General features: G+C 73.3%; 25 protein-coding genes. 13 read left to right on the top strand and 12 right to left on the bottom strand.

The features are described from left to right. Positions 1–22 precede the first annotated feature (22 nt). Entirely contained in the window at positions 23–958 is a 936-nt protein-coding gene (locus H1226_RS12535) for a nitrilase-related carbon-nitrogen hydrolase (RefSeq protein ID WP_258349156.1), read from the top strand. Positions 959–1,001: 43 nt separating this feature from the next. On the opposite strand, the gene H1226_RS12530 is transcribed toward H1226_RS12535, so the two are convergent. Further along, positions 1,002–1,817: a LamB/YcsF family protein gene (locus H1226_RS12530; RefSeq protein ID WP_258349155.1), complete on the bottom strand. Its 816-nt coding sequence runs from the start codon at positions 1,815–1,817 to the stop codon at positions 1,002–1,004. A 352-nt stretch (positions 1,818–2,169) separates the two neighbouring features. Between H1226_RS12530 and H1226_RS12525 the strand changes: the two genes are divergently transcribed. Genes H1226_RS12525 through H1226_RS12510 form a run of 4 tightly spaced genes read left to right on the top strand, consistent with a single transcriptional unit; the run spans position 2,170 to position 5,654 of the window. Beyond that, positions 2,170–3,066: a 5-oxoprolinase subunit B family protein gene (locus tag H1226_RS12525; protein ID WP_224959097.1), complete on the top strand. Its 897-nt coding sequence runs from the start codon at positions 2,170–2,172 to the stop codon at positions 3,064–3,066. Next, positions 3,066–4,043: a 5-oxoprolinase subunit C family protein gene (locus H1226_RS12520; protein ID WP_224959099.1), complete on the top strand. Its 978-nt coding sequence runs from the start codon at positions 3,066–3,068 to the stop codon at positions 4,041–4,043. Before H1226_RS12525 ends, H1226_RS12520 begins: the two co-directional genes overlap by 1 nt. A gap of 31 nt (positions 4,044–4,074) precedes the next feature. Next, complete coding sequence (locus H1226_RS12515; RefSeq protein ID WP_224959101.1) at positions 4,075–4,314, top strand: acetyl-CoA carboxylase; 240 nt, start codon at positions 4,075–4,077, stop codon at positions 4,312–4,314. Beyond that, positions 4,311–5,654, top strand: a complete 1,344-nt coding sequence (locus H1226_RS12510) for an acetyl-CoA carboxylase biotin carboxylase subunit (protein ID WP_258349154.1) — start codon at positions 4,311–4,313, stop codon at positions 5,652–5,654. Before H1226_RS12515 ends, H1226_RS12510 begins: the two co-directional genes overlap by 4 nt. Before the next feature lies 1 nt (position 5,655). On the opposite strand, the gene H1226_RS12505 is transcribed toward H1226_RS12510, so the two are convergent. From H1226_RS12505 to H1226_RS12495, 3 genes are all read right to left on the bottom strand, one after another. Beyond that, complete coding sequence (locus tag H1226_RS12505; RefSeq protein WP_258349153.1) at positions 5,656–6,186, bottom strand: GNAT family N-acetyltransferase; 531 nt, start codon at positions 6,184–6,186, stop codon at positions 5,656–5,658. 70 nt (positions 6,187–6,256) lie between these two features. Beyond that, complete coding sequence (locus H1226_RS12500; RefSeq protein WP_258349152.1) at positions 6,257–6,901, bottom strand: class I SAM-dependent methyltransferase; 645 nt, start codon at positions 6,899–6,901, stop codon at positions 6,257–6,259. Between the two features lie 287 nt (positions 6,902–7,188). Beyond that, entirely contained in the window at positions 7,189–7,464 is a 276-nt protein-coding gene (locus tag H1226_RS12495; RefSeq protein WP_258349151.1) for a hypothetical protein, read from the bottom strand. 150 nt (positions 7,465–7,614) lie between these two features. Here H1226_RS12495 and H1226_RS12490 point away from each other — a divergent pair, with 150 nt between their 5' ends. After that, on the top strand, positions 7,615–8,670 hold the full coding sequence (locus H1226_RS12490; protein ID WP_258349150.1) for an NAD(P)/FAD-dependent oxidoreductase: 1,056 nt from the start codon (positions 7,615–7,617) through the stop codon (positions 8,668–8,670). A gap of 35 nt (positions 8,671–8,705) precedes the next feature. On the opposite strand, the gene H1226_RS12485 is transcribed toward H1226_RS12490, so the two are convergent. From H1226_RS12485 to H1226_RS12455, 7 genes are all read right to left on the bottom strand, one after another. Beyond that, the gene (locus tag H1226_RS12485; RefSeq protein WP_258349149.1) at positions 8,706–10,034 is read right to left on the bottom strand and encodes a uracil-xanthine permease family protein; all 1,329 of its coding nucleotides are present in this window, start codon (positions 10,032–10,034) and stop codon (positions 8,706–8,708) included. Positions 10,035–10,155: 121 nt separating this feature from the next. After that, positions 10,156–11,175, bottom strand: coding sequence for a TIGR03842 family LLM class F420-dependent oxidoreductase (locus tag H1226_RS12480; protein WP_258349148.1), 1,020 nt, complete (start codon positions 11,173–11,175; stop codon positions 10,156–10,158). 16 nt (positions 11,176–11,191) lie between these two features. Beyond that, a complete protein-coding gene (hydA, locus tag H1226_RS12475; protein ID WP_258349147.1) occupies positions 11,192–12,592 on the bottom strand; it encodes a dihydropyrimidinase in 1,401 nt (466 codons plus the stop codon). Beyond that, positions 12,589–13,899: an aspartate aminotransferase family protein gene (locus tag H1226_RS12470; RefSeq protein ID WP_258349146.1), complete on the bottom strand. Its 1,311-nt coding sequence runs from the start codon at positions 13,897–13,899 to the stop codon at positions 12,589–12,591. Before H1226_RS12470 ends, hydA begins: the two co-directional genes overlap by 4 nt. Before the next feature lie 40 nt (positions 13,900–13,939). Beyond that, positions 13,940–14,782, bottom strand: coding sequence for a nitrilase-related carbon-nitrogen hydrolase (locus tag H1226_RS12465; protein ID WP_258349145.1), 843 nt, complete (start codon positions 14,780–14,782; stop codon positions 13,940–13,942). A gap of 260 nt (positions 14,783–15,042) precedes the next feature. Then, complete coding sequence (locus tag H1226_RS12460; RefSeq protein WP_258349144.1) at positions 15,043–16,446, bottom strand: NAD(P)/FAD-dependent oxidoreductase; 1,404 nt, start codon at positions 16,444–16,446, stop codon at positions 15,043–15,045. Beyond that, positions 16,434–16,850, bottom strand: coding sequence for a DUF5313 family protein (locus tag H1226_RS12455; protein ID WP_224959115.1), 417 nt, complete (start codon positions 16,848–16,850; stop codon positions 16,434–16,436). The genes H1226_RS12460 and H1226_RS12455 overlap by 13 nt, the downstream gene beginning before the upstream one ends. Before the next feature lie 143 nt (positions 16,851–16,993). Here H1226_RS12455 and H1226_RS12450 point away from each other — a divergent pair, with 143 nt between their 5' ends. From H1226_RS12450 to H1226_RS12430, 6 genes are all read left to right on the top strand, one after another. After that, complete coding sequence (locus H1226_RS12450) at positions 16,994–17,116, top strand: hypothetical protein (protein ID WP_258349143.1); 123 nt, start codon at positions 16,994–16,996, stop codon at positions 17,114–17,116. Between the two features lie 114 nt (positions 17,117–17,230). After that, positions 17,231–18,208 (top strand): formylglycine-generating enzyme family protein, encoded by a 978-nt coding sequence (locus H1226_RS12445; RefSeq protein WP_373690047.1) that lies wholly within the window; start codon positions 17,231–17,233, stop codon positions 18,206–18,208. A 66-nt stretch (positions 18,209–18,274) separates the two neighbouring features. Then, complete coding sequence (locus tag H1226_RS28335; protein ID WP_373690076.1) at positions 18,275–18,346, top strand: putative leader peptide; 72 nt, start codon at positions 18,275–18,277, stop codon at positions 18,344–18,346. Between the two features lie 124 nt (positions 18,347–18,470). Beyond that, positions 18,471–19,808 carry a bifunctional o-acetylhomoserine/o-acetylserine sulfhydrylase gene (locus tag H1226_RS12440; RefSeq protein WP_258349142.1) on the top strand — a complete coding sequence of 446 codons (1,338 nt, stop codon included), beginning with the start codon at positions 18,471–18,473 and terminating at the stop codon, positions 19,806–19,808. Between the two features lie 4 nt (positions 19,809–19,812). After that, complete coding sequence (metX, locus tag H1226_RS12435; RefSeq protein WP_224966535.1) at positions 19,813–20,940, top strand: homoserine O-acetyltransferase MetX; 1,128 nt, start codon at positions 19,813–19,815, stop codon at positions 20,938–20,940. A gap of 31 nt (positions 20,941–20,971) precedes the next feature. Beyond that, complete coding sequence (locus tag H1226_RS12430; protein WP_258349141.1) at positions 20,972–22,633, top strand: class I adenylate-forming enzyme family protein; 1,662 nt, start codon at positions 20,972–20,974, stop codon at positions 22,631–22,633. Here H1226_RS12430 and H1226_RS12425 read toward each other — a convergent pair whose 3' ends face one another. After that, positions 22,634–23,803 (bottom strand): 4-hydroxybenzoate 3-monooxygenase, encoded by a 1,170-nt coding sequence (locus H1226_RS12425; protein ID WP_258349140.1) that lies wholly within the window; start codon positions 23,801–23,803, stop codon positions 22,634–22,636. Positions 23,804–23,958: 155 nt separating this feature from the next. Between H1226_RS12425 and H1226_RS12420 the strand changes: the two genes are divergently transcribed. Then, positions 23,959–24,402 (top strand): MarR family winged helix-turn-helix transcriptional regulator, encoded by a 444-nt coding sequence (locus H1226_RS12420; RefSeq protein WP_258349139.1) that lies wholly within the window; start codon positions 23,959–23,961, stop codon positions 24,400–24,402. Positions 24,403–24,417 lie beyond the last annotated feature (15 nt).

The raw sequence follows: 24,417 nt of genomic DNA, 5'->3' as shown, positions 1-24,417 counted from the left end.
CCCCTGCAGAGAGGACGAACCGTTGCGCCCCATCCGCATCGCCAGCAAGCTCACCAAGCCCGAACCCCCGCAGCCCGGCACCGGCGTGCGCCTCGCGCTGTTCCAAGGCGAGAACCCGGTGGGCACCCCGGAAGCGGTGACCGCGAACCTCTCCCGGATGCGGGAGGTCGTCGAGGTCGCCGCCCGCTACCAGGCCCAGCTGTGCGCCTTCCCCGAGTGCTACACCACCGGCTACTCGCTCGGCGCCGCCGAAGCCCGCGCCCTCGCCCAGCCTTCGGACGGCACCGCCGTGCAGGCCGCCCGGGAGCTCTCGGCCGCGCACGACGTGGGAATCGTGGTGCCCTACGTGGAGCTCGACCGGGACGCGGGCACCGTGCACGACTCCATCGCGCTGGTCCTCGGCGGTGAACTGGCCGCGAACTACCGCAAGACCCACCTGTACGGGGCGGCGGAGCGGATCAACTTCACGGCGGGCACCGAGCTGCCGCCGGTGGTGAAGGTGAACCAGTTCCCGGTGGGCCTGCTCAACTGCTACGAGTGCGAGTTCCCGCCGCTCTACCAGAGCCTGGTGGGCCGCGGGGCTCGGCTCGTGGTGGGTCCGACCGCCGCCGACCACCACTTCACGCTGCACGACGGCAACCCCACCCAGGTGCCGTACCCGGACGCGACCGAGCACATCATCCCGGCGATGGCCTCGGTGTGGCGGGTGTTCGTGGCGTACGTGAACCGGCGCGGCTGGGAGACCTCGGAGCGCGGGCAGTGGCAGTACCGCGGCAACTCCGGGGTGTGGGCGCCGGACGGCACGCCGATGATCGCGGCCGGGCCGGACGAGCGCAGCGACGACACGCTGCTCGTCGCCGACTGCGTGCCGGACAAGGTGGCGCCGTTCAGCCCGGAGGGCGACCACTTCACCGACAACCGGGTCGCGCTGCGCGAGGAGCTGCTGCCCGTGAACTGACCCGGGTGCCGGGCCGGAGCAGCCTCGTCCGGCCTGGCCCCGATCACGCCGGTGCGGTCGCCGCCTTCCCCGCCGCGGGGGCCGCACCGGTTCCCCGCGCCGCCAGGACGTCCCGCATCGGGGCGAGCCGCACGCCCGCCGCGCTCAGCGCGTCCCGCACCGCGCGCGCCACCTCCACCGCGTTCGGGCGGTCGCCGTGCAGGCAGATCGAGTCGGCCGCCACCGGGACGTCGGTGCCGCGCACCGAGGTCACCGAGCCGCGCAGCACCGCCAGCGCCTGCTCCGCGCAGGCCAGCGGATCCTTCGCGACCGGGTTCGGTTCGATGATGATCCGCCCGGTCTCGTCGTAGTCCAGGTCGGCGAACGCCTCCCGCACCACAGGCACGCCCCGTTCGGCCACCCGGTCGGCGGTCGCACCGGCCAGCAGCACCACAGGCACGCCCGGCGCCGCGGCGGCGACGGCCTCGCCGACCGCCGCGGCCACGTCCGGTTCCCGCGAGGTGAGCCCGTAGAACGCGCCGTGCGGCTTCACGTGGGTGATGGGCACGCCCAGCTCGTCGGCCAGCGCCCGCAGCGCGCCGAACTGGTACAGGCACGCGTCCGCCGCCTCCCGCGGGCTCAGCGCGAGCGCGCGCCGCCCGAACCCGGTCAGGTCGGGGAATCCGGGGTGCGCGCCTGCGGCCACGCCCGCGTCGCGCGCGATGCGCAGCGACTCCCGCATCGTCGCCGGGTCGCCCGCGTGCCAGCCGCAGGCGATGTTCACCGACGTGACCAACGGGATCACCCGTTCGTCGTCACCGAGCTTCCACCGGCCGAAGCTCTCCCCCGCGTCCGCGTTGAGATCCACCAGTTCCTGCACCGGACCCACCTCCCGCAGCTGCCGACCGCGACCCGACGGGGTGTGCCCTGCGGTGATCCCCGGCCGCGCGCCGATGGTCAGAGCCATGTTCCCGCACGCCCCCGGACCGCGCAGTGCTCCTTTCGGTTGTCCTCGCCGGTCCTTTCCCGATCTACGCGGGTCCTTTCGGCCCATTCCGGTGCGTGCGTTCGCGCGTACCGATCTTCGTGGTGCGCGGGCTATGGTGACCCGAACGTGCGATTTTTTTCGTGCCGTCCAACGAGTTCTCAGCTCAGGTTCTGCGCCGGGAATCACTTCGGCGCATGCTCTGGTCCACGGCAGATCACCTCCGTAACCGGTTGAGGAGGTCGACATGGCAGCGACTACCACGCACCTGCCTCCCGCTCGGTACGAGTTCGGCGGCGATGAATTCGTCTTCGTCGAACTCGATCAGGAAATGAGCCTGGAAGCGAATTTCAAGGCGATGGCGATCACCGGCGCGCTGCGCGAGCAGGGCATCGACGGCGTCGTCGACATCTGCCCGTCCAACGCCTCCTACATGGTCCGGCTCGACCCGGACCGCCTGCACCCGGCGGAACTGGTCGACGAGCTGCGCAGGCTGGAGATCACCGCGGGCGACCTGCCGGAAGACCACGTGGTGCCGACCCGGATCGTGGACGTGCCGATCCTCTTCGACGACCCGTGGACCCGGGAGACCCTGCTGCGCTTCCGGGACCACCACCAGGACCCGTCCGGCACCGATCTCGACTACGCGGCGCGGATCAACGGGTTCCGCGGCGTCCCCGAACTGATCGACGCGATCACCGGTGCGCCGTTCATCGTCACCATGCTCGGATTCGTGCCCGGATTGCCGTTCTGCTATCAGATGGTCCCGCGCGAACGGCAGATCGAAGTTCCCAAGTACGTGCGGCCGCGCACCGATACTCCGGAACGCGCCTTCGGATACGGCGGTGCGTTCTCGGTGATCTACCCGGTTCGCGGCGCGGGCGGATATCAACTCTTCGGGATCGCGCCCGCGCCGGTGTTCGACCTCGCGCAATCGCTGCCGGACTTCGCCGATCACATCGCGTTCCCGAAACCGAGCGACATCCTGCACTACCGCGCGATCGACCGCGCCGAGTACGACCGCATCCGGGCCGACGTGGAAGCGGGCACCTTCCGCTACCGCACCGCCGAGGTCGAGTTCTCCCCCACCGCGTTCCTCGCGGACCCGGACGGCTTCAACCGGAACCTGCTGGAGGTGCTGTGATGAGCGAGGTCATCGTGCGCTCCGGAGGGCTGTACACGACGGTGCAGGACGCCGGGCGCGACGGCTGGTACGCCATCGGGATGCCGCCCTCCGGCGCGCTCGACCAGTACTCCTTCCGCGTGGCCAACCTGCTGGTGGGCAACCCGGAGGGGGCCGCCGCGCTGGAGGCCACCTACATCGGGCCGGAGCTGGAGTTCACCGACGAGCGCCGCATCGCCGTCACCGGCGCCGACGCCCCGGCCCGCGTCAACGGCGAACCCGTCCCGCTGTGGGAGGCGATCGCGGTGCGCGCCGGGGACGTCCTGTCCTTCGAGATGCTCACCGCGGGCGCCCGCCCGTACGTGGCCGTCAGCGGTGGGATCGCGGTACCGGAGTACCTGGGTTCGCGCTCCACCTACACGCTCACCGGCATCGGCGGCTTCCACGGCAGGGCGCTGCGCGCGGACGACCGGTTGCCGCTGGGTTCGCCGCCGGTGTCCGGGCCGTCCCCCGGCACCTCGGTGCCCGCGGGGCTGCGGCCGGCCCTCGGCGGACCGGCGCAGCTGCGGCTCGTGGTGGGGCTGTGCTCCTACCGGCTCACCGAGACCGCGATGGAGTCCTTCGTGGACACCGAGTGGAAGGTGACCAAGGACGCCGACCGCGTCGGCTACCGGTTGCGCGGCGGCACCATCGACTTCGTCGACCGCGAGCCACCGTTCGGCGCGGGCAGCGACCCGGCGAACGTCGTCGACCTCGGGTACCCCATCGGCTCGGTCCAGGTTCCCGGCGGGGACGAACCGATCGTGCTGCTCGGCGACGCGGTCACCGGCGGCGGCTACGCCACCGTCGGCACCGTGATCTCCGTCGACCGGGACCGCATCGCGCAGGCCCGCACCGGCGACCGGGTGGCGTTCACCTCGGTCGACGTCGACGCCGCGATCGCCGCCCGCCGGGACCGCGGGATCCGGCTGGAGAAGGTCCGCGCCGCCGTCAGCTAGTCCCGCACCCCAAGTTACGGAGGAGGCCACCATGTCGACCGTCAACGCCGCGCTCCCCGGCGTCTTCTACCGACGTCCCGCGCCGGACCAGGAACCCTTCGTGGAAGTCGGCGCGATGGTCCAAGAAGGGCAGACCATCGCGCTCATCGAGGTGATGAAGACCTTCAGCGAGGTGAAGGCCGAACAGGCGGGCACCCTCGGCCGGTTCCTGCTCGACGAGGGCGACGAGGTGGAGGCCGGTCAAGGCGTCGCCGAGGTCGTGGCACCATGACCGGCCCGAGCAGAGTCCTCGTCGCCAACCGGGGCGAGATCGCGGTCCGCATCATCCGCGCCTGCCACGCGGCCGGGGTCGAGGCGGTGGCGGTGTACTCCGACGCCGACAAGAACTCCCGCTGGGTGCAGCTCGCCGATCACGCGGTGCACATCGGCGCCTCCCCCGCATCGAAGTCCTACCTGAACGCGGCCGCGGTGCTGGAGGCGGCGCGCAGCACCCACGCCGACGCGATCCACCCGGGGTACGGCTTCCTCTCGGAGAACTCGCGGTTCGCGCGGGCCGTGCAGGACGCCGGGCTGGTGCTGGTCGGCCCGCCGCCCTCCGCGATCGAGCTGATGGGCGACAAGGCGACCGCGCGCGCCACCGCGCAGGCCGCCGGCGTCCCGGTGATCCCGGGCAGCGCGCCGGTCACCGACCTGGCGTCCGCGCAGGCCGCGGCGGACCAGCTCGGCTACCCGGTGCTGGTCAAGGCCGCCGCGGGTGGTGGTGGGCGCGGCATCCGCCCGGTGTCCTCGGCGGCCGAGCTGGCCGACGTGCTGCCCGCCGCACAGGCCGAAGCGCGATCCGCGTTCGGCGACGGCACGTCCTACCTGGAGCGGGCGCTGGCCCGGCCGCGGCACGTCGAAGTGCAGCTGCTGGCCGACGACCACGGCGGCGCGGTGCACCTGTTCGAACGGGACTGCTCGGTGCAGCGGCGCAGGCAGAAGCTGCTGGAGGAGGCCCCGGCGCCGGGCCTGCACGAGGAGACCCGGCAGCGCATCGGCGAGGCCGCGGTCCGGCTCGCCCGCCACGTCGGCTACCGCAACGCAGGCACCGTGGAGTTCCTCGTCGACGAGGACCAGCACTTCTACTTCATGGAGATGAACACCCGCATCCAGGTCGAGCACCCGATCACCGAGGTGATCAGCGGCGTGGACCTGGTCGCCGAGCAGCTGCGCATCGCCGCGGGCACACCGCTGTCCTTCACCCAGGACGACCTGGTGCCGACCGGCGCGGCCATCGAGCTGCGGATCAACGCCGAGGACCCGGACCGCGGGTTCGCCCCGTCCCCCGGCGAGGTCACCGCGTTCGACCTGCCCGGCGGCCCGGGCGTGCGGGTGGACACCGGACTGGCCCGCGGCGACCGGATCAGCCCGTTCTACGACTCGATGATCGCGAAGCTGATCTGCTGGGGCGCCGACCGCGACCAGGCGTACGCGCGGGCCGAGCAGGCGCTGCGGGAGTTCCGCATCGAAGGCGTGGCGAGCACGATCCCGCTGCACCGGCGGCTGGTCGGCAACGACAAGCTGCGCAGCGGCCCGGTGCACACCACCTGGCTGGAGGAGCAGCTGGAGTGACTCAGCGGCCGACGACCTCGTCGCGCAGCACGCTGTAGCGCACGCAGTCCCGCCACCGCCCGTCGCGGAACAACCAGCCGCGCAGCACGCCCTCCCGGGTGAACCCGGCCTTGGTGAGGGCGCGCTGCTCGGCGAGGTTGTCCACCTCGGTGCCCGCCTCCACCCGGTTCACCTGGGTGTGGGCGAACAGGTACGCGACGAGCTGCCGCTGCGCGTCGGTGCCGTGACCGCGGCCGCGCGCCTCCGGCAGCAGCGTGATCCCGATGTTCCAGCAGTACGAGGTCTGCCCGGTCGGGTTCTTCGCCCACGACACGAAGCCGAGCCGGCGCTGCGGGTCCTGCTCGGCGACGACCAGCAACACGCCCTCGTCCGCGCCCAGCAGCCCGGATTCCGCCCAGCGGCGCCGGAAATGCCCCGCGCCGTGGTAGCCGAACCAGTTGTAGGGATGGGTGGCCTCGCGGGTGTTGAGCATCCGGTCGAGATCGGTCAGGTCGTCTTCGAGCACCGGCCTCAGCAGCACAATGGTCCCCACATCGCGACCGTAGACCGATCACGCTCCGCTGCACATGCTCTGTTCCGGTGGTCGGGCCGGTCCGGATCGGTCAGGAGATCGGGCGGCGGCAGGTGTAGATCCGCGCGGGCGGCACGTTGCGCCACACCGTCCGGCTGGTGAGGACCTCGTCGAAGGCGAGGTCCAGGCGGTTGCGGAACGCGCGCGCGCCGGACATGCCGAGCGCGTGCACGTAGGCGAACGTGGTGAACGCGCCACCGGGGACGAGCACCTGGCCGATCTCCGCGAGGATGTCGCGCTGCAGCTCGCCGGGGAAGATCGACCACGGGAGCCCGCTGATCACCGCGTCGACCCGGTCCACCCCGTGGTCCGCCAGCAGGGTCCGCAGCTTCGCCGCGTCGCCCTGCACGACCTCCAGCCAGGGCAGGTCGGCGCGCAGGTGCTCCACCATGCCGCTGTCGAGTTCGATCGCCAGGTGCCTGCCGCCTTCGGGCAGACGGTCGCGGACGGCGCGGCTGAGCGCGCCGGTGCCGGGGCCGAGTTCCACGACGACCGGTCCGGTCTCGGACGCGGTGCGGGGAACGATCGAGGCCATCTCGCGGGCGAGGTGCGGCGAGCTCGGCGCCACCGCCCCCACCAGTCCGGGCTTGCGCGCCGCGCGGGCGGCGAACTTCCGGTAGTCCGCGAACACCGATGCGGGCCGTCCGGTCTGGGGCCGTTGCCGGGATGTGGTCACAGCTGCCTTCCGCGTTCGTCGGGCGAGGTCCCGGTCACCCTATCGGTCGCGGGCGGGCAGCCGTCGTCGCCCGAGCCGCCGAGGCCGGGTGCGCGTGCAGGTGATTTCGCCGCCGCGGACGCCGCCCGGGCCGTTCCGCGGTCCCGGGGAACGGCCATTCGACAGCGGCACGATTAAAGCGCGCGGCAATTCACTCGAACAATGTGTAACGCGGTGAGAAAGTGCGGCGATAAGGGTCGGCACATGCGCAGGGCTTGTCCGGTCCGGACAAGCCCGTTGCGCCGCGTTCAGGCAGGTTGCTGGACCATCGCACCCGCCGGTTCCACCGCCGGGACCTGCTCAGCGGGCTGAGCGGGAGTGTTCAGCGCAGGCTTGTTCACCCACCTGACCGCCACGCCTGCCACCGCCAGCAGCACGATCGCCTCAATTGCGAGAGCCACCCACACCATTGCCACTTTCCTTGCCTCCTTTCTGCTGACCTCCCCGTCTTCCGAGCGCGCGAACGGGCGCACGCGCTTGCCCGCGCTTGGTCTCGCGATCGAAAGAGGTTCGGGGCCGAACACCCACTTGCACCCCGATACTAGGACCTCGTTTCGGATGCGTTAAGGAGGGGTCGCGGTGGTGTGCGTCGCACCCGAGCGGACCAATGCGCGGGTGCCCGACGCCACAGCCCGTGCGGGACGCCCGCGGGCGCTCCCGGCGTTCATGCCGGTGTGGAGCACGAGGTCGACGTGGTCGTGATCGGGGCCGGGCAGGCCGGGCTGAGCAGCGCGCACCACCTGCGGCGCACCGGGACCGGGTTCGTGGTGCTGGACGCGGGCACCGGCGCCGGCGGCGCGTGGCGGCACCGCTGGCCGTCGCTGCGGCTGGGCGGGGTGCACGGGATCCACGACCTGCCGGGCCTGGCGCTGGCGGAGAAGGACGGGGCGCGGCCCGCCTCCGAGGTGCTCGCCGAGTACTTCGCCCGGTACGAGGACGAATTCGAGCTGCCGGTGCGGCGGCCGGTGCAGGTGCGGTCGGTGCGGCGCGGACCGGACGAGCGGCTACTGGTGGAGTCCGGCGCGGACACCTGGTCGGCGCGGGCGGTGATCAACGCGACCGGGACGTGGACCAAGCCGTTCGTACCGCACTACCCCGGCCAGGAGTCGTTCACCGGCAGGCAGCTGCACGTCGCGGACTACCGCGGCGCCGAGGAGTTCCGCGGGCGCCGGGTCGCGGTGGTCGGCGGCGGGATCTCCGCGGTGGAACTGCTCACCGAGATCGCCGAGGTGGCCATCACGACCTGGGTGACGCGCCGCCCGCCGGTGTTCGGCGACGCCGAGTTCACCCCGGACGCGGGGCGGCGCGCGGTGGCCGAAGTGGACCGCCGGGTCCGCGCCGGGCTGCCCCCGGGCAGCGTGGTGAGCGCGACCGGGCTGCCACCGACGCGGGCGGTGCTGCGCGCGCGGAATTCCGGGGTGCTCGACCGGCACCCGATGTTCGAGCGGATCACGCCCGGCGGCCTGCGATGGGCCGACGGCACCGAGGTCGAGGTGGACGTGATCCTCTGGGCCACCGGGTTCCGCGCCGCCTTGGACCACCTGGCACCGCTGGGCCTGCGCGAACCGGGCGGTGGCATCCGGATGGACGGCACCCGGGTCGTCGCGGAACCGCGGCTGCACCTGGTCGGCTACGGCCCGTCCGCCAGCACCATCGGCGCGAACCGCGCCGGCCGCGCCGCCGCCCGCGAGGTCCACCGCCTCCTGCGGTCGTCCACCGCGCCCCGCTGAAACGGCCGCGGCTCCCGCGGCGACCCCGACGGCGGTCAGTCCCGGGCGGGGGCGAAGGCGCGGAGCAGGTGGTAGCCGATCAGGACGATCAGGGTGCCGAGGGAGATGCCGCTGAGGCTCAGGCTCGGCGTGAAGGTCAGCGACACCCCGCCGATGCCGGCGATCACCCCGGCGGCGACCGGGAGCAGGTTCACCGGATCGGCGAAGTCGACGCGGTTCTGCACCCAGATCTTCACGCCCAGCAACCCGACCATGCCGTACAGCACGACGGTGATCCCGCCGAGCACCCCACCGGGCACGGCGGCCACGATCGCACCGAACTTCGGGCACAGGCCGAATCCGATGGCCACCAGCGCCGCCACCCAGTACGCCGCGGTCGAGTACACCCGGGTGGCCGCCATGACGCCGATGTTCTCCGCGTAGGTGGTGGTCGGCGGGCCGCCGAGCGCGCTGGAGAGCGTGGTGGCGAACCCGTCGGCGAACACCGCCCGACCGAGGCTGCCCTGCAGGTCGGTGCCGGTCATCTCCTCGACGGCCTTGACGTGCCCGGTGTTCTCGGCCAGCAGCGCGATCACCGCGGGCAGCACCACGATGATCGCCGAGGCGGAGAAGGACGGCGCGTGCACCTCGGGCAGCCCGAACCAGGCCGCGTCCGCGACGCCGCTGAGGTCCACCCGCGGGTGGGTGCTGACCACCCCGTCGGAGCCGGGCGCGGTGATCGGGCCGAGCAGCACGTCGAACGCCCAGGACAGCAGGTAACCGCCGGCGAGCCCGAGGAACACCGCGATGCGGCCCCAGAACCCGGGCAGCAGCACGCTGCCCGCCACCACGATGATCATCGTGAGCAGCGCGGTCCACTGGTCCTGCGGCCAGTACGTCTCGGCCACCACCGGCGCGAGATTGAACCCGATCAGCAGCACCACCGCCCCGGACAGCACCGGCGGCAGCAACCGCTGCACCACCCCGGGACCGGCGAAGTGCACGACCAGGCCGACGATCGCGAGCACCGCGCCGGAGACCAGGATCGCGCCGGTGACGGTGGCGGTGTCCCCGCCGCCCGCGCGGATCGCGGTGACGGCGCCGACGAACGAGGCGCTGCTGCCCAGGTAGCTGGGGATCTTGCCCTGCACCACGAGCAAGAAGAGGATCGTCGCCCCACCGGACACCATGATCGCGAGGTTCGGGTCCAGTCCCATCAGGACCGGGAACACGAAGGTGGCGCCGAACATCGCCACCACGTGCTGGGCGCCGAACCCGATGGTGCGGCCCCAGGTGAGCCGTTCGTGCGGGGCCACCGACTCGCCGGGGCGCGGCGTGCTGCCGTCACCGTGCAGTGCCCACCCGAAACCCGTTCGCCCTCGCATGGCGGACAGTCTGCCCCGGCGGCGGCCCGGTCGTCCGTGGTGGTCGCGCCGATGTGACCTGGTCGGCGCGCCGGCGCGGAGCGGGCCCGGGTTCACCCGGCCGGTGCGGTGGGCCTACGCGTCAGCGCGTGGCGGACTCCGGAGCGGTGGCGCGCGGGATGATCGCCCGGCCGTACTCCTCCACCGTGGACTCGACGGCGTCGTGCATGGCGTAGGCGGCGAACTGGTGCACGCCTGCCGCGCGCAGTTCGGCGAGCTTGTCCAGGTGCACCTCGGGCGACCCGAGCAGGCAGAACCGGTCCACGATCTCGTCGGGCACGAAGTCGGTGCTGGGATTGCCCGCGCGCCCGTGGTGGGAGTAGTCGTAGCCCGCGCGGCCGCGGATGTAGTCGGTGAGCTCCGCGGGGATCTCCGCCGAATCCGAACCGTAGCGGCGCACCAGGTCGGCCACGTGGTTGCCGACCATGCCGCCGAACCACCGGCACTGCTCGCGGGCGTGCGCGAGGTCCGCACCGACGTAGGCGGGTGCGGCGGCGCACACGGTGATCGCGTCCGGGTCGCGCCCCGCGGCCTCGGCCGCCTCGCGGACGTGCCGGACCATCCACCGGACCAGCAGCGGGTCGGCGAGCTGCAGGATCACGCCGTCCCCGACCCGGCCCGCCAGGTCGAGGGCCTTCGGCCCGTACGCGCCGATCCACACCGGCAGGCGCCCGCCGCGCACCCACGGGAGCCGGACGGCGGTGCCGTCCACCTCGGTCTCGCGCCCTTCCGCGAGGTCCCGGATCACGCCGACCGCGCGTTCCAGCACCGCGAGGGTGTTCGGCTTGCCACCGGTGACGCGCAGCGCCGAGTCGCCGCGCCCGATGCCGCAGACGGTGCGGTCGCCGAACATCTCGTTGAGCGTGGCGAAGGTGGACGCGGTGACGCTCCAGTCCCGGGTGGCCGGGTTGGTGACCATCGGCCCGACGACCATCCGCTCGGTCGCGGCGAGGATCTGGCTGTGGATCACGAACGGCTCCTGCCAGAGCACGCAGGAGTCGAAGGTCCAGCCGTGGTCGAAGCCGAGCGCTTCGGCGCGCCGCATCAGTTCCACGACCGACCAGGCCGGGGGGTCGGTTTGGAGCACGAGCCCGAACCGCATGCGCACCTCCGTGGTGTCAGGTCAGGTATCCGCAGGTGTCCCGCCGCAGGAAGCGCCCGTGGCCGGGACGGCCGCGGTACTCGCCCCCGTCGAGGATCACCCGGCCGCGGGATAGCACGGTGCGCACCGCACCGGTGACGGTCCGGCCCTCGTAGGGGTTGTAGTCGACGTTCATGTGGTGCGTCCCGGCGGACAGCACGTGCTCGGCGCGCGGGTCGTAGAGCACGACGTCCGCGTCGGACCCGGGCGCGATGGTGCCCTTGCGCGGGTGCAGGCCGAACATCCGCGCCGGGGTCGTGCTGGCCAGTTCCACCCAGCGGCGGCGGGTGAGGCGGCCGTCCACCACCCCTTGGTGCAGCAGGTCCAGCCGATGCTCCACCCCGGGCATGCCGTTCGGGATCTTCGAGAAGTCGCCGATCCCGAGCTCCTTCTGCGAGGCGAAGCAGAACGGGCAGTGGTCGGTGGCCACGACCGACAGGTCGTCGGTGCGCAGACCGCGCCACAGCTCCCGCTGGTGCTCCTCGGGCCGCAGCGGCGTGGAGCAGACGTACTTGGCCCCTTCGAACCCGGGCCGGGACAACTCGTCGACGGTGAGGAACAGGTACTGCGGGCAGGTCTCGCCGAACACCGGGATCCCGGTGTCGCGGGCGCGGACGAGTTCGTCGAGCGCTTCGGCGGCCGAGACGTGCACGACGTAGAGCGGGGCTCCCGCGACGCGGGCGAGCTGGATCGCGCGGTGGGTGGCCTCGGCCTCCAGCAGCGGGTGGCGCACCCGGCCGTGCTCGCGGGGGTCGGTGCGCCCGGCGGCGAGGGACTGCTGGACGAGCACGTCGATGGCGATGCCGTTCTCGGCGTGCACCATGGTCAGCGCCCCGTTGCCCGCGGCCCGCTGCATGGCGCGCAGGATCCGCCCGTCGTCGCTGTAGAACACGCCGGGGTAGGCCATGAACAACTTGAAGCTGGTGACTCCTTCGCCGACCAGCCCGTCCAGCTCGGCCAGCGAGCCGTCGTGCACGTCGGACAGGATCAGGTGGAACCCGTAGTCCACCGCGCAGTTCCCCTCGGCCTTCGCGTGCCAGGTGTCGAGTCCTTCCCGCGCGGATCCGCCGATGGACTGGATGGCGAAGTCGATGATCGTGGTGGTGCCGCCCCACGCGGCCGCCCGGGTGCCGGTCTCGAAGGTGTCGGCGGAGGAGGTGCCGCCGAACGGCATCTCCATGTGGGTGTGCCCGTCGACGCCGCCGGGGATGACGTAGAGCCCCTCCGCGTCGAGGACCGCGTCGGCGCCGGGCAGCCACTGCTCGGCGAGTTCGGGGGTGCCGAGCGCGGCGACCTGCTCGTCGACCACGAGCACGTCGGCTTCGACCTCCTCGGTCGCGGTGATCACCAGTCCGCCGCGGATCACCGTCCTGGTCATGGCCGCTCCCCCGCTCTGCCCAGCGCGTCGACCAGGATCGCGGCGCCCTCGCGGGCCTCCTGCTCGGTGAGGCTCAGCGGCGGGGCGATGCGCAGCACGTTGCCGTCCAGCCCGCCCTTGCCGATGAGCAGCCCGTCGCGGCGGGTGTGCTCCAGCACCGCGGTGGCGGCGGCCGGGTCGGGCGCGCCGGTGCCGGGGTCGGCGAGTTCCACGCCGAGCATCAGCCCCTTGCCGCGCACGTCGGCGACGAGCGGCAGCCGCGGCCGGGCCTCGTCGATGGCCGCGCGCAGCACGGCGCCGACGCGCAGCGCGTTGCCCTGCAGGTCGTGCTGGAGCAGGTGTTCCAGGTTGGCCAGCGCCCCGGCGGTCGTGACCGGGCTGCCGCCGAAGGTGGACAGCGAGTTCACCCCGATGCTGTTCATGATCTCGGCGCGGGCCACGACGCCGCCGATGGACAGCCCGTTGCCGAGCCCCTTCGCGAAGGTCACGACGTCCGGCGCCCCGTTGCCGCCGTGCGCCTGCCAGCCCCAGAAGTGCTCGCCGGTGCGGCCCCAGCCGGTCTGCACCTCGTCGCTGATCCACAGGATGCCGTGCCGGTCCAGCACCTCCTTGAACCGGGCGAACAGCCCGTCCGGTGGGACGGCGAACCCGCCGACGCCCTGGATGGGTTCGGCGATCAGGCAGGCCACGTTGCCGTGCAGCTGCCCGAGCACGTCCTCCAGGTCCTGCACGCAGGCGTCGGTGAACTCCGCGTCGGGCAGGTCGGCGAGCGGGGTGCCGCGCCGCCTGCTGCCGTGCACGTAGCCGGTCTGCACCGGGGACAGGCTGGTCGGCGACCACGCCCGGTTCCCGGTGATGGCCAGCGCTGAGAAGGACCGGCCGTGGTAGCTGTTGCGCAGCGCCAGCACCTGGTTGGAGCCGCGGTAGCCGGTGGTCAGCAGCAGCGCGGTGTCGTTGGCCTCGGTGCCGCTCGCGGTGAAGAACACCCGCGGGTCGTCGATGCCGGACAGCTCGGCGACGCGTTCGGCCAGCTCGACCATCGGCCGGTTCAGGTACAGCGTGGAGGAGTGCAGGATGCGCCCGGCCTGCTCGGAGACGGCGGCGGTGACCTCGGGCAGCGCGTGCGCGGTCATCGTGGTGAGGATCCCGCCGAAGAAGTCCAGGTACCGGTTCCCCTCGGCGTCCTGGACGTGGCGGCCCTCGCCGCTGACCAGGTCGATCGGCTGCTCGTAGTAGGTGGACAGCCAGTCCGGCAGCACCGCCCTGCGCCGCTTCGCCAGCTCTTCGTGCGTGCCCTCGTCGGTCATGGCCGTCCTTCCTCTCCAGCGGGTCCGGAACGGGTGTCGGTCAGGGCGCGGTGAGCGGCCCGTAGGCGTCCGGGCGGCGGTCCCGGTAGAAGGCCCACTTGGCGCGGACCTCGTCGATCAGGTCGAGGTCGAGGTCGCGCACCACGAGTTCCTCGTCGCGGTCGCCGGCGACGTCGCCGACGAACCGGCCGTACGGGTCGACGAAGTAGCTGCTGCCGTAGAAGTCGTTGTCCCCGTACTCCTCCACGCCGACCCGGTTGATCGCGGCGACGAAGTACTCGTTGGCGACCGCGGCGGCCGGCTGCTCCAGCCGCCACAGGTAGGAGGACAGGCCCCGGCTGGTCGCGGACGGGTTGTAGACGATCTGCGCCCCGGCCAGCCCGAGGGCCCGCCAGCCCTCCGGGAAGTGCCGGTCGTAGCAGATGTAGACGCCGACCTTGCCGACCGCGGTGTCGAACACCGGCCAGCCGAGGTTGCCGGGGCGGAAGTAGAACTTCTCCCAGAACCCGGGCAGGTGCGGCAGGTGGTGCTTGCGGTACTTGCCGAGGTATTCGCCGTCGGCGTCGATGACGGCGGCGGTGTTGTAGCAGAAGCCGGGACCGTCCACCTCGAAGATCGGCACGACGATCACCATCCGCAGCTCGCGGGCCAGCGCGCGCATCCGCTCGGTGGTGGGGCCTTCCGGAACGGCTTCGGCCCACCGCTGGTGCTCGGTGTTCTGCACCTGGCAGAAGTAGGGGGCGTTGAACACCTCCTGGAACCCGATCACCTGCGCGCCCTGCGCGGCGGCGGCGCGGGTGTGCTGCTCGTGGACGTCGATCATGGACCGGGCGTCGCCGGTCCACTTCGCCTGGACCAGTGCGGCGCGAACCAGGTTCGGCATGGCGGCACCTCTCGGACTGTGACCGGCCGGGGACGCTCCGAACATATGGCGCGGTACCGGGACCTGCAATGACCGCGCGGCCCAGGATCACCGGCGCTGAGCACCACCGGCGCAGCGGGCGCGGTCGCTCGCTGCGGGAACGGGTGCGGCGGACTCCCGGCGCGGGGCCGCGGGTTCGCTCGGAAGGAGGAAGCGCCGGTGTGTCGGCACCGGTGGACGTGGTGCGGCGGACGGCGGTCCGGCGGCCGCCGGGCGGGCGATCAACTCCCGAGGCCGATCCCGTGCCGGTCCAGCAGCCGCAGCCACCGCCCGCGGCGGCCGGCGGTGGCGTCGGCGCGGGCCAGCGTCCGGTGCGTCAGCCGCACCAGCGGCCAGCGCAGCGGTTCCGGCGGGTACGGCAGCGGCCGGGTCCGCGCCAGGGCGGAGCGGGTGCGCCGCGTCTCGGCGCCCGCCAGCAGGTCCAGCGCGACCTGCGCGCCGAACCGGGAGGCGGCCACGCCGAGCCCGGTGAAGCCGGTGGCGTAGGCGACGCGGCCCGCGCAGGCCGTGCCGAACACCGGGGTCGAGCGGGTGGTGGCGTCGATGGGCCCGCCCCAGCGGTGGGTGAACCGGGTGCCCTCCAGCTGCGGGAACGTCGCGAAGAACCGGGCCGCGAGCCTGCGGTGCACCTCCGGCCGGTCGGCGAAGCGGGCGGAGGTGCGCCCGCCGAAGAAGTACTCCGGGGCGCCGCCGCCCCACAGGACCCGGCCGTCCGGGGTGGGGCGGAAGTAGTGGAACAGGTTGTGCGAGTCGGTGACGCCCTGGCGTTCGCGCCAGCCCAGGGAGTCCCACGCCGCCGCGGACAGCGGTTCGGTGACCAGCACGTGGTCCCAGACGGGCAGCACCCGGCGGCGCAGCCCGCGCAGCGGGGCGGGGAACGCGTTGGTCGCGAGCACCACCCGTCCGGCCTCGACAGTCCCTTGTGGACACCGCAGTCGCACGGCCGCCGCACCGGCGCGCACCGAGCGGACCGGGCTGCCCTCGTGCACCCGCACCCCGGCCCGCTCGGCGGCCGCGAGCAGGCCGCCGACGAGCTTCGCCGGGTCGACCAGTCCCCCGGCCTCTGGCAGGCGCAGTCCGGCGCGGAACGAGTCGGAGCGCAGGTCCGCCCGGACGCCGCCGGCGCCCTGGAAGAGCGCGGTGAACCCGTGCTCGCGGTAGAGGTCGGCCTCGTCCCGCAGCTCGCCGACCTGGTGCGGTTCGGTGGCCACGGCGGTCTTGCCGCACCAGCTCAGGTCGGCGTCGATGCCCTCCGCGTCGAGGAACTCCCCGATCTCGCGCAGGTTCCGCCTGCCCAGCTCCACCAGCCCGCCGATCTCGGCCGGCCACAGCCAGGTGCCGTGGGCGAGGCCGTGGGTGAGGGACTCGGACAGGAATCCGCCGCTGCGGGCGCTGCCGCCGGACCCGGCGCGGCCCGCGTCCAGCACGAGCACGTCGAGGCCCGGGTCGCGCTGCTTGGCCAGCACCGCCGTCCACAACCCGGTGAGCCCGGCGCCGACCACGGCGAGGTCGGCCCGGCCCGGACCGGGCAGCGGCGGGCGCGGCGCGATCGGCGAGCGCTGCGGCCAGAACGCGACCGGTTCCGCGTCGGCGAGCGCGGAACGCGGGACGGTCAGTGCCACCACGGGCGGAACCCGGTGCCGTGCTTGCCGGCCCGCTCCACGTCCTTGCGCACCTGCCGGGTCTCGCGGGCCAGGCCGGGCGGGTGGCCGTGCTTGATCGACCGGTGCTCGCACGCCTCCCCCATCAGGTACAGCGAGCAGAACAGCCCCACGAACAACCCCATCCCGATCGTGCTGAGCCGCAGGTCCAGCGGCCCGGGCAGCAACAGCAGCAGCAGGCAGAACGGCGCGAGCTGGGTCAGCGCGCGGGCCACGTGCCGCAGCGCCCAGGTCCGGCAGGTCACGTCGTGCAGCACCCATTCCGCGCAGCGCGCGGGCAACCGGCCGCCGAACGCGTACCAAACCCACTGCGCCGGGTTGGGCCGCCCGGAGACCGGCCGCGGTGAAGGTGGCCGAGGTGTCCGCACCCGCCTAGATTAGTGGTCCCGGCGGAACTCCCGAAGGGTGCGGGTGACCGCGTCGCGCGCGTCACCCGGACGCCCCGTAACGATCATGGCCGGTCGACGATGATCCAGGTGAAAGGGGTTGTGTCGATATGTTCGCTGTTGTCGTGGTGATGTTGTTCGTTCTCGTGGTGGGCGCGGTGATGTTCACCGACGTCCTGGACGACGGTTTCCGGGGCGCCGGTGCCGCTCTGGTGCAGCGGCTGCGCGGGCCGCGCACGCATCGCTGACCGTCCTCAGTGGACTGATCCGGTCGTGGACCCGGCCGGATCGGTCCCCGTGCCTCCGGAGGCGGCCCACCCCGCTCCCCGGTTCCGGCGCCGAGCGCTCCTAGAGTGGACGCCGTGAGCGAAGCGGACCCGAAGACCTCCGAGCGGCACGACGGCTGCTGCGCGCCCGGGCGCACCCGCGAAGCCGGCGACGCCCCGGACCCGGCGCCGGGCGCCGCGGCCGAGACCGTCGAGCACCGGTGGATCGCGCTCGACGGCGGCGCGTTCCTGATGGGCACCGCCGACGCGGACGGGTTCCCGCAGGACGGCGAAGGCCCGGTGCGCGAAGTGCGGGTGAGCCCGTTCGAGATCAGCGCGCTCGCCGTCACCAACGCCGAGTTCGCCCGCTTCGTCGCCGACACCGGGTTCACCACCGACGCCGAGCGCTTCGGCTGGTCCTACGTCTTCGCCTCGTTCCTGCCCGGTTCGCTGCGGCGCTCGGCGCCCCGGCCGGAGCAGACCCCCTGGTGGTGCGGCGTGGAAGGCGCGACCTGGAACCGGCCGGAAGGCCCCGGTTCCGACGTCGACGACCGCGCCGACCACCCGGTGGTGCACGTGTCCTGGCACGACGCGGTCGCGTACTGCCGGTGGGCGGGAGCGCGGCTGCCCACCGAGGCGGAGTGGGAGTTCGCGGCGCGCGGCGGCCTGGAGCAGCGCCGCTACCCGTGGGGCGACGAGCTCACCCCGGACGGCGAGCACCGCTGCAACATCTGGCAGGGCACGTTCCCGGTGAAGAACCTCGCCGAGGACGGCCACCGGGGCACCGCGCCCGCCGACGCGTTCCCGCCGAACGGCTTCGGGCTGCACAACGCGGCGGGCAACGTGTGGGAGTGGTGCGCGGACCGCTGGGGCACCGAGCACGCCGCGGCGGGCGCCACCGATCCGCAGGGGCCCGCCGAGGGCGAGAACCGGGTGATGCGCGGCGGCTCCTACCTGTGCCACGACTCGTACTGCAACCGCTACCGCGTCGCGGCCCGCACCTCCAACACCCCGGACAGCTCCGGCGGCAACCTCGGATTCCGCTGCGTACGGCACCCAGGGCACGCTGGGTGACCGGCCTTGCTCCCGAATGGTGAACGTTCTGTTGCTCCGGGTGGTGCAGCGGTTAGGCTCGCCGCCATGATCCGCTTAGTGGAGCGCCGCCACGTCGACCTCGTGCGCGTGACCGCGTCCGCTTGTCGCACTCGCTGATCTCCTCGCGAGGCCGTTGAACCGCGGCCGCCTTCCTCTCGGCCCGCCGCCGCGCATCCGCCGCGGGGGCCTCGTCCGCACGCTCGATCTCGACGCGTCCGCGTCGTCACACCGTGGAGTACTCATGTCCGCTGACGTCCCCGCCCAGAACGAGTCGCCCGAGGCGAACTGGTCGTTCGACACGCTCCAGATCCACGCCGGGGCGCAGCCCGACCCGGCGACCGGCGCCCGCGCGACGCCGATCTACCAGACCACCTCGTACGTCTTCCGCGACACCCAGCACGCGCAGGACCTGTTCAGCCTGGCCGAGCCCGGCAACATCTACACCCGCATCAACAACCCCACCCAGGACGTGCTGGAGCAGCGCGTCGCCAAGCTGGAGGGCGGGGTCGGCGCGGTCGCGGTGTCCTCCGGGCAGGCCGCGGAGACGCTGACCGTGCTGACCCTGGCGCAGGCCGGGGACCACCTGGTCGCCAGCTCCTCGCTGTACGGCGGCACCTACAACCTGTTCCACCACACGCTGCCGAAGCTGGGCATCGAGGTCACCTTCGTCGACGACTTCGACAACCCGGACGCCTGGCGGGCCGCGATCCGCCCGAACACGAAGCTGCTGTTCGCGGAATCGCTGGGCAACCCGCGCAGCAACGTGCTCGACGTGCGGGCGGTCGCCGACATCGCGCACGAGGCCGGGGTGCCGCTGGTCGTGGACAACACGGTCACCACGCCGTACGTGCTGCGGCCGCTGGAGCACGGCGCGGACATCGTGGTGCACTCGGCGACCAAGTACCTCGGCGGCCACGGCACCGCGGTCGGCGGCATCGTGGTGGACGGCGGCACCTTCGACTTCGGCGCCGACCCGGAGCGCTTCCCCGGCTTCAACGAGCCGGACCCGAGCTACCACGGCCTGCGCTACTGGCCCGCGCTCGGGCACGGCGCGTTCGCCGCGAAGCTGCGGGTGCAGGGGCTGCGGGACCTCGGTCCGGCGATCTCGCCGTTCAACGCGTTCCTGATCCTGCAGGGCCTGGAGACGCTGTCGCTGCGCATCGAGCGGCACGGCGCGAACGCCCTGGAGCTGGCCCGCTGGCTGGAGGAGCGGGACGAGGTGGCGAAGGTGCACTTCGCGGGCCTGCCGTCGAGCCCGTGGCACGAGCTGGGCAACCGCTACCTGAACAACGGCTTCGGCGCCATCGTGTCCTTCGAGCTGCGCGGCGGGGTGTCGGCCGGCCGGAAGTTCGTGGAGGGCGTCTCGCTGTTCAGCCACCTGGTCAACATCGGTGACGTGCGCAGCCTCATCGCCCACCCGGCGAGCACCACGCACAGCCAGCTGACCGAGCAGGAGCAGCTGGACGCGGGCGTGACGCCCGGCCTGGTGCGCCTGTCCGTCGGCATCGAGAACGTCGACGACCTGAAGGCGGACCTGGAGTCGGCGTTCCGCGCGGCGAAGGCCGAGCTGGAGAGCTGAGCGGATGAACACGCGGTCCCTTCCCGCCACCGGTGCCTGGCGGGAAGGGGATCCGCCGGGGCGGCGGCGGTTCCTGCACCTCGATCGGCCACGTCTGGAGTCGGGTGCTGTGCTGCCCGGCGCGCGCCTGGCGTACGAGACGTGGGGTTCCCTCGACCCCGACGGCGGCAACGCGGTGCTGGTGCTGCACGCGCTCACCGGTGACGCGCACCTGCGCGGGCCCGCCGGGCCGGGGCATCCGGCCGCGGGCTGGTGGGAAGGCGTGGTCGGGCCCGGCCTGGCGCTGGACACCGACCGCTGGTTCGTGGTGGCGCCGAACGCGCTCGGCGGCTGCCAGGGCAGCACCGGCCCGGCCGACCCGGCACCGGACGGGCGACCGTGGGGCGGCCGGTTCCCGTCGCTGACCGTGCGGGACCTGGTGCGTTCGGAGGTCGCGCTCGCGGAGGCCTTGGGCGTGCCCCGGTGGGCGGCGGTGATCGGCGGTTCCCTGGGCGGGATGCGCGCCTTGGAGTGGGCCGTGGACCAGCCGGACCGGGTCGGTTCCGCACTGGTGCTGTGCTGCGGGGCGGCCGCGACGGCGGAGCAGATCGCCTGGTCGTCGACGCAGCTGCACGCGATCCGCGCCGATCCGGACTGGCTGGGCGGTGACTTCCACGAGCTGCCCGACGGGCGCGGACCGCACGCCGGGCTCGGGCTGGCGCGGCGGATCGCGCACCTGACCTACCGCAGCCCGCAGGAGCTCGAAGCCCGGTTCGGTTCGGCTCCCCAGGACGGCGAAGATCCGGCGGCGGGCGGGCGCTACGCGGTGGAGTCGTACCTGGACCACCACGCGGCGAAGCTGGTGCGGCGCTTCGACGCCGCCAGCTACGTGCGGCTCACCGAGGCGATGAGCGGGCACGACGTGGGGCGCGACCGCGGCGGGGTGGCGGCGGCGCTGGGCCGGGTGCGGGCGCGGACGCTGGTCGCCGGGGTGGACAGCGACCGGCTGTTCCCGCCCGCCGACCAGCACGCCCTCGCGGAGGGGCTGGGGACCAGCGCGCGGATCATCCGGTCCGCGCACGGCCACGACGGGTTCCTGGTGGAGACCGAGCAGGTCGCCGAACTGGTCGCCGAACTGCTCAAGGGAGCTTGACGCGGGGCTCGGCGGGGCCAACGGTGGTCGCATGGCCGCCCACGAGGAGCACTCCCGGCACGACGCGGCGCAGCACGACCTGGCGCCGCCCCACTCCCGGCCCTCCGAGCCCGAGCCCCCGAACGCGGTGGCCGCGTTCGCCGACGCGGTGCGCCGGTGCCCGGACGCCCCGCTGATCCGCTACTTCGACGCGACGATCACCACCACCGAGCTCGACGAGCTCACCGACGCGTTCGCCGCAGCGCTGCAGGACCGCGGGGTGGTACCGGGCGAGCGGGTGGCGCTGTACCTGCAGAGCACGCCGCAGTTCGCCATCGCGCTGCTCGGCGCGTGGAAGGCCGGCTGCACCGCGGTGCCGGTCAACCCGATGAACAAGCGGCGGGAGCTCGCGTTGCTGCTGGCCGATTCGGGAGCGGCGGTGCTGGTGGCGCTGCGCGGGCTGCACGAGTCGGTGGCCGCCGAGGTGCTCCCGGAGACCGCGGTGCGGCTGGTGATCACCACCGCCGAACGCGCCTTCCAGGGCCGCGACGACGCGCGGGTGCTGCCGGAACCGGACGGGCCGGTGCCCGCGGGCACCACCGATCTCGGCGAGCTGCTCGCGGCGCACCGCGGGCGCCGGCCGGAGCCGGTGGAACCGGGCCCGGAGGACGTGGCGGCGCTGAGCTACACCTCCGGCACCACCGGCCCGCCGAAGGGCGCGATGAACACCCACCGCAACGTGGTGTTCGACGCGCGGGTGTGGCGGGACCTGGCCGGGCTCGGCGCGGACGGCTCGGTGCTCGGCGTGGCGCCGCTGTTCCACATCACCGGCCTGGTGGGGCACGTGGCGCTGGCGCTGCTCACGCCGGTGCCGCTGGTGCTCACCCACCGGTTCGAGCCGGAAGTGGTGCTGGACGCGATCCGCGAGCACCGGCCCACCTTCGCGGTCGGGGCGATCACCGCGTTCATCGCGCTGCTCGGCACCGAGGGCACGGCGGCGGACCTGGCGAGCCTGCGCCGCGTCTACTCCGGTGGCGCGCCGATCCCGCCGAGCGCGGTGCGGGACTTCGAGCGGCGGTTCGGGCAGCGCATCCACAACGTCTACGGCCTCACCGAGACCACCTCGGCCGCGTTCGCGCAGCCGTGGGGCGTGGCGGGCCGGGTCGACGTGGCCTCGGGCGCGCTGTCGGTGGGGGTGCCGGTGGGCTCGACGCGCGCCCGCGTCCTCGGCGAGGACGGCCGCGAGGTGCCGCCCGGCGAGATCGGCGAACTGGCGATCTCCGGTCCGCAGGTGGTGCCCGGCTACTGGGGCAGGCCCGCGGAGACCGAGGCGGCGCTGCCCGGCGGCGAGCTGCGCACCGGCGACGTCGCGCACCGGGACGCCGACGGGTGGTTCTACCTGGTGGACCGCAAGAAGGACCAGATCAACGCGGGCGGCTACAAGGTGTGGCCGCGGGAGGTGGAGGACGTGCTCTACGAGCACCCCGCCGTCCGCGAGGCCGCCGTCGTCGGCGTGCCGGACCCGTACCGCGGCGAGACGGTGCGGGCGTACGTGAGCCTCCGCGCCGGGCAGCGCGCCGATCCCGCGGAGCTGGTGGAGTTCTGCCGCGCGCGGCTGGCGGCCTACAAGTACCCGCGGCAGGTCGAGGTGCTGCCCGAGCTGCCGAAGACCGCCACCGGCAAGCTGCTGCGCCGCGCCCTGCGGGACCGCTGACTACAGCGGGAGGCCCGCGTAGTTCTCGGCGAGCGAGGTGGCGGCCGCGGCCGAGTCGACGAGCTGGTCCAGCTGCGCGCGCTGCAACCGGCGGCCGAACTCGTCGGCCGCCGGATCGGCGTGCAGCAGCGTCGTCATCGAGTACGAGAAGTGCTCGGCCCGCCACACCCGCCGCAGCGCGGTGTCCGAATAGGACTCCAACGGGCGCGGGTCGCCGTGCTGCACCGCCGCGGCCAGCGCCCGGTCCAGCAGCACCACGTCGGCGACCGCGAGGTTCAGTCCCTTCGCCCCGGTGGGCGGCACGATGTGCGCGGCGTCCCCGGCCAGCAGCAGCCTGCCGTGGCGCATCGGTTCGGCGACGAAGCTGCGCATCGGCGTGATGGAGCGGTCGGTGATCGGTCCGCGCCGCAGCCGCCACCCGTCGGCGGCGAAGCGCACGTCCAGCTCGTCCCAGATCCGCTCGTCCGGCCAGTCGGCCAGGTCGGCGTCCGGCGGGACCTGCAGGTACAGCCTGCTCACCTGCGGCCCGCGCATGCTGTGCAGCGCGAATCCCCTGTCGTGGCAGGCGTAGACGAGCTCGTCGGTGGACGGTGGCACGTCGGCGAGCACGCCCAGCCAGGCGAACGGGTAGCTGCGCTCGTAGGTGCGGATGCGGTCGGCGGGGATGGATCTGCGCGCCGCGCCGTGGAACCCGTCCGCGCCGACCACGTGGTCGGCGGTGAGCTCGTGCTCGGCGCCGCCGTGGCGGTAGCGGACCCGCGGCCGCTCGGTCTCGGCGTCGTGCACCGCGAGGACTTCGGCGTCGAACAGCAGCGGTGCGCCCGAGTCGAGGCGCAGCGCCACCAGGTCGCGCACGACCTCGGTCTGCGCGTAGACCACCACCCGGCGCCCGCCGGTGAGCGCGGCGAGGTCGATGCGGTGGGCGGCGCCGCCGAAGCGCAGTTCGATGCCGTCGTGCACCAGGCCTTCGCGGTCCATCCGCTCCCCCGCACCGCACGCGCGCAGCACGTCGACGGTGCCCTGCTCCAGGATCCCGGCGCGCTGCCGGTGCTCGACGTGGTCGCGGGAGCGGGATTCCAGCACGACCGACTCGATGCCCCGCTGCTGCAGCAGCCGCGCGAGCAGCAGGCCCGCCGGTCCCGCTCCGATGATGGCCACGCTGGTCCGCATCGACCGCTCCTCCGGGCTCGATTCGATCCGTGTACGGATCAATTGGGTTGCACGTTCCACCCGGAAGGACCGCTTGTCAACGAGTTCGCGCCGCCTTGCTCGATGCAGATCTGCTCCGCATCCGGATCGTTCTGCGGGCGGGGCACAATGGCGCGGTGGGTTCCATCGATCTGAACGGCCATCCCGGGCACCTGATCCGCCGGGTCCAGCAGGTGCACACGATGCTGTGGACGGCCGCGGTGTCCGAGGAGATCACGCCGCCGCAGTTCGCCGTGCTCAACGGGCTCGCCGACGAATCCGGGCTGGACCAGCGCACCCTCGCGGGTCGGGTCGCGCTGGACCGCTCCACCGCCGCCGACGTGATCGCGCGGCTGGTGCGGCGCGGGCTGGTCGAGCGCGCCAGGGACAGCGCGGACGGCAGGCGCAACGTGCTGCGGCTGACCGGCACCGGCCGCGAGGCGCACGCCGGTCTGCTGCGGCGCACCGAGCGGATGATCGAGATCCTGCTGACCCCGCTGGACGGCGCGGAGCGCGAGCAGCTGCTCGGCCTGCTGGAGCGGGTCGCGCAGGCCGGGGAACGCATCCGCGACCCCGGCTGATCCACCTCCCGCAGC

Source organism: Saccharopolyspora gregorii, from assembly GCF_024734405.1.
GTDB lineage: Bacteria > Actinomycetota > Actinomycetes > Mycobacteriales > Pseudonocardiaceae > Saccharopolyspora_C > Saccharopolyspora_C gregorii.
This window is presented reverse-complemented; position numbering and strand designations above follow the sequence as displayed.

Coding starts and splice junctions, on each gene's coding strand:
- H1226_RS12525 (WP_224959097.1), top strand. CDS start 2,170: ATGGCAGCGACTACCACGCACCTGCCTCCCGCTCGGTACGAGTTCGGC.
- H1226_RS12520 (WP_224959099.1), top strand. CDS start 3,066: ATGAGCGAGGTCATCGTGCGCTCCGGAGGGCTGTACACGACGGTGCAG.
- H1226_RS12515 (WP_224959101.1), top strand. CDS start 4,075: ATGTCGACCGTCAACGCCGCGCTCCCCGGCGTCTTCTACCGACGTCCC.
- H1226_RS12510 (WP_258349154.1), top strand. CDS start 4,311: ATGACCGGCCCGAGCAGAGTCCTCGTCGCCAACCGGGGCGAGATCGCG.
- H1226_RS12485 (WP_258349149.1), bottom strand. CDS start 10,034: ATGCGAGGGCGAACGGGTTTCGGGTGGGCACTGCACGGTGACGGCAGC.
- H1226_RS12480 (WP_258349148.1), bottom strand. CDS start 11,175: ATGCGGTTCGGGCTCGTGCTCCAAACCGACCCCCCGGCCTGGTCGGTC.
- hydA (WP_258349147.1), bottom strand. CDS start 12,592: ATGACCAGGACGGTGATCCGCGGCGGACTGGTGATCACCGCGACCGAG.
- H1226_RS12470 (WP_258349146.1), bottom strand. CDS start 13,899: ATGACCGACGAGGGCACGCACGAAGAGCTGGCGAAGCGGCGCAGGGCG.
- H1226_RS12465 (WP_258349145.1), bottom strand. CDS start 14,782: ATGCCGAACCTGGTTCGCGCCGCACTGGTCCAGGCGAAGTGGACCGGC.
- H1226_RS12440 (WP_258349142.1), top strand. CDS start 18,471: ATGTCCGCTGACGTCCCCGCCCAGAACGAGTCGCCCGAGGCGAACTGG.
- metX (WP_224966535.1), top strand. CDS start 19,813: ATGAACACGCGGTCCCTTCCCGCCACCGGTGCCTGGCGGGAAGGGGAT.
- H1226_RS12430 (WP_258349141.1), top strand. CDS start 20,972: ATGGCCGCCCACGAGGAGCACTCCCGGCACGACGCGGCGCAGCACGAC.
- H1226_RS12425 (WP_258349140.1), bottom strand. CDS start 23,803: ATGCGGACCAGCGTGGCCATCATCGGAGCGGGACCGGCGGGCCTGCTG.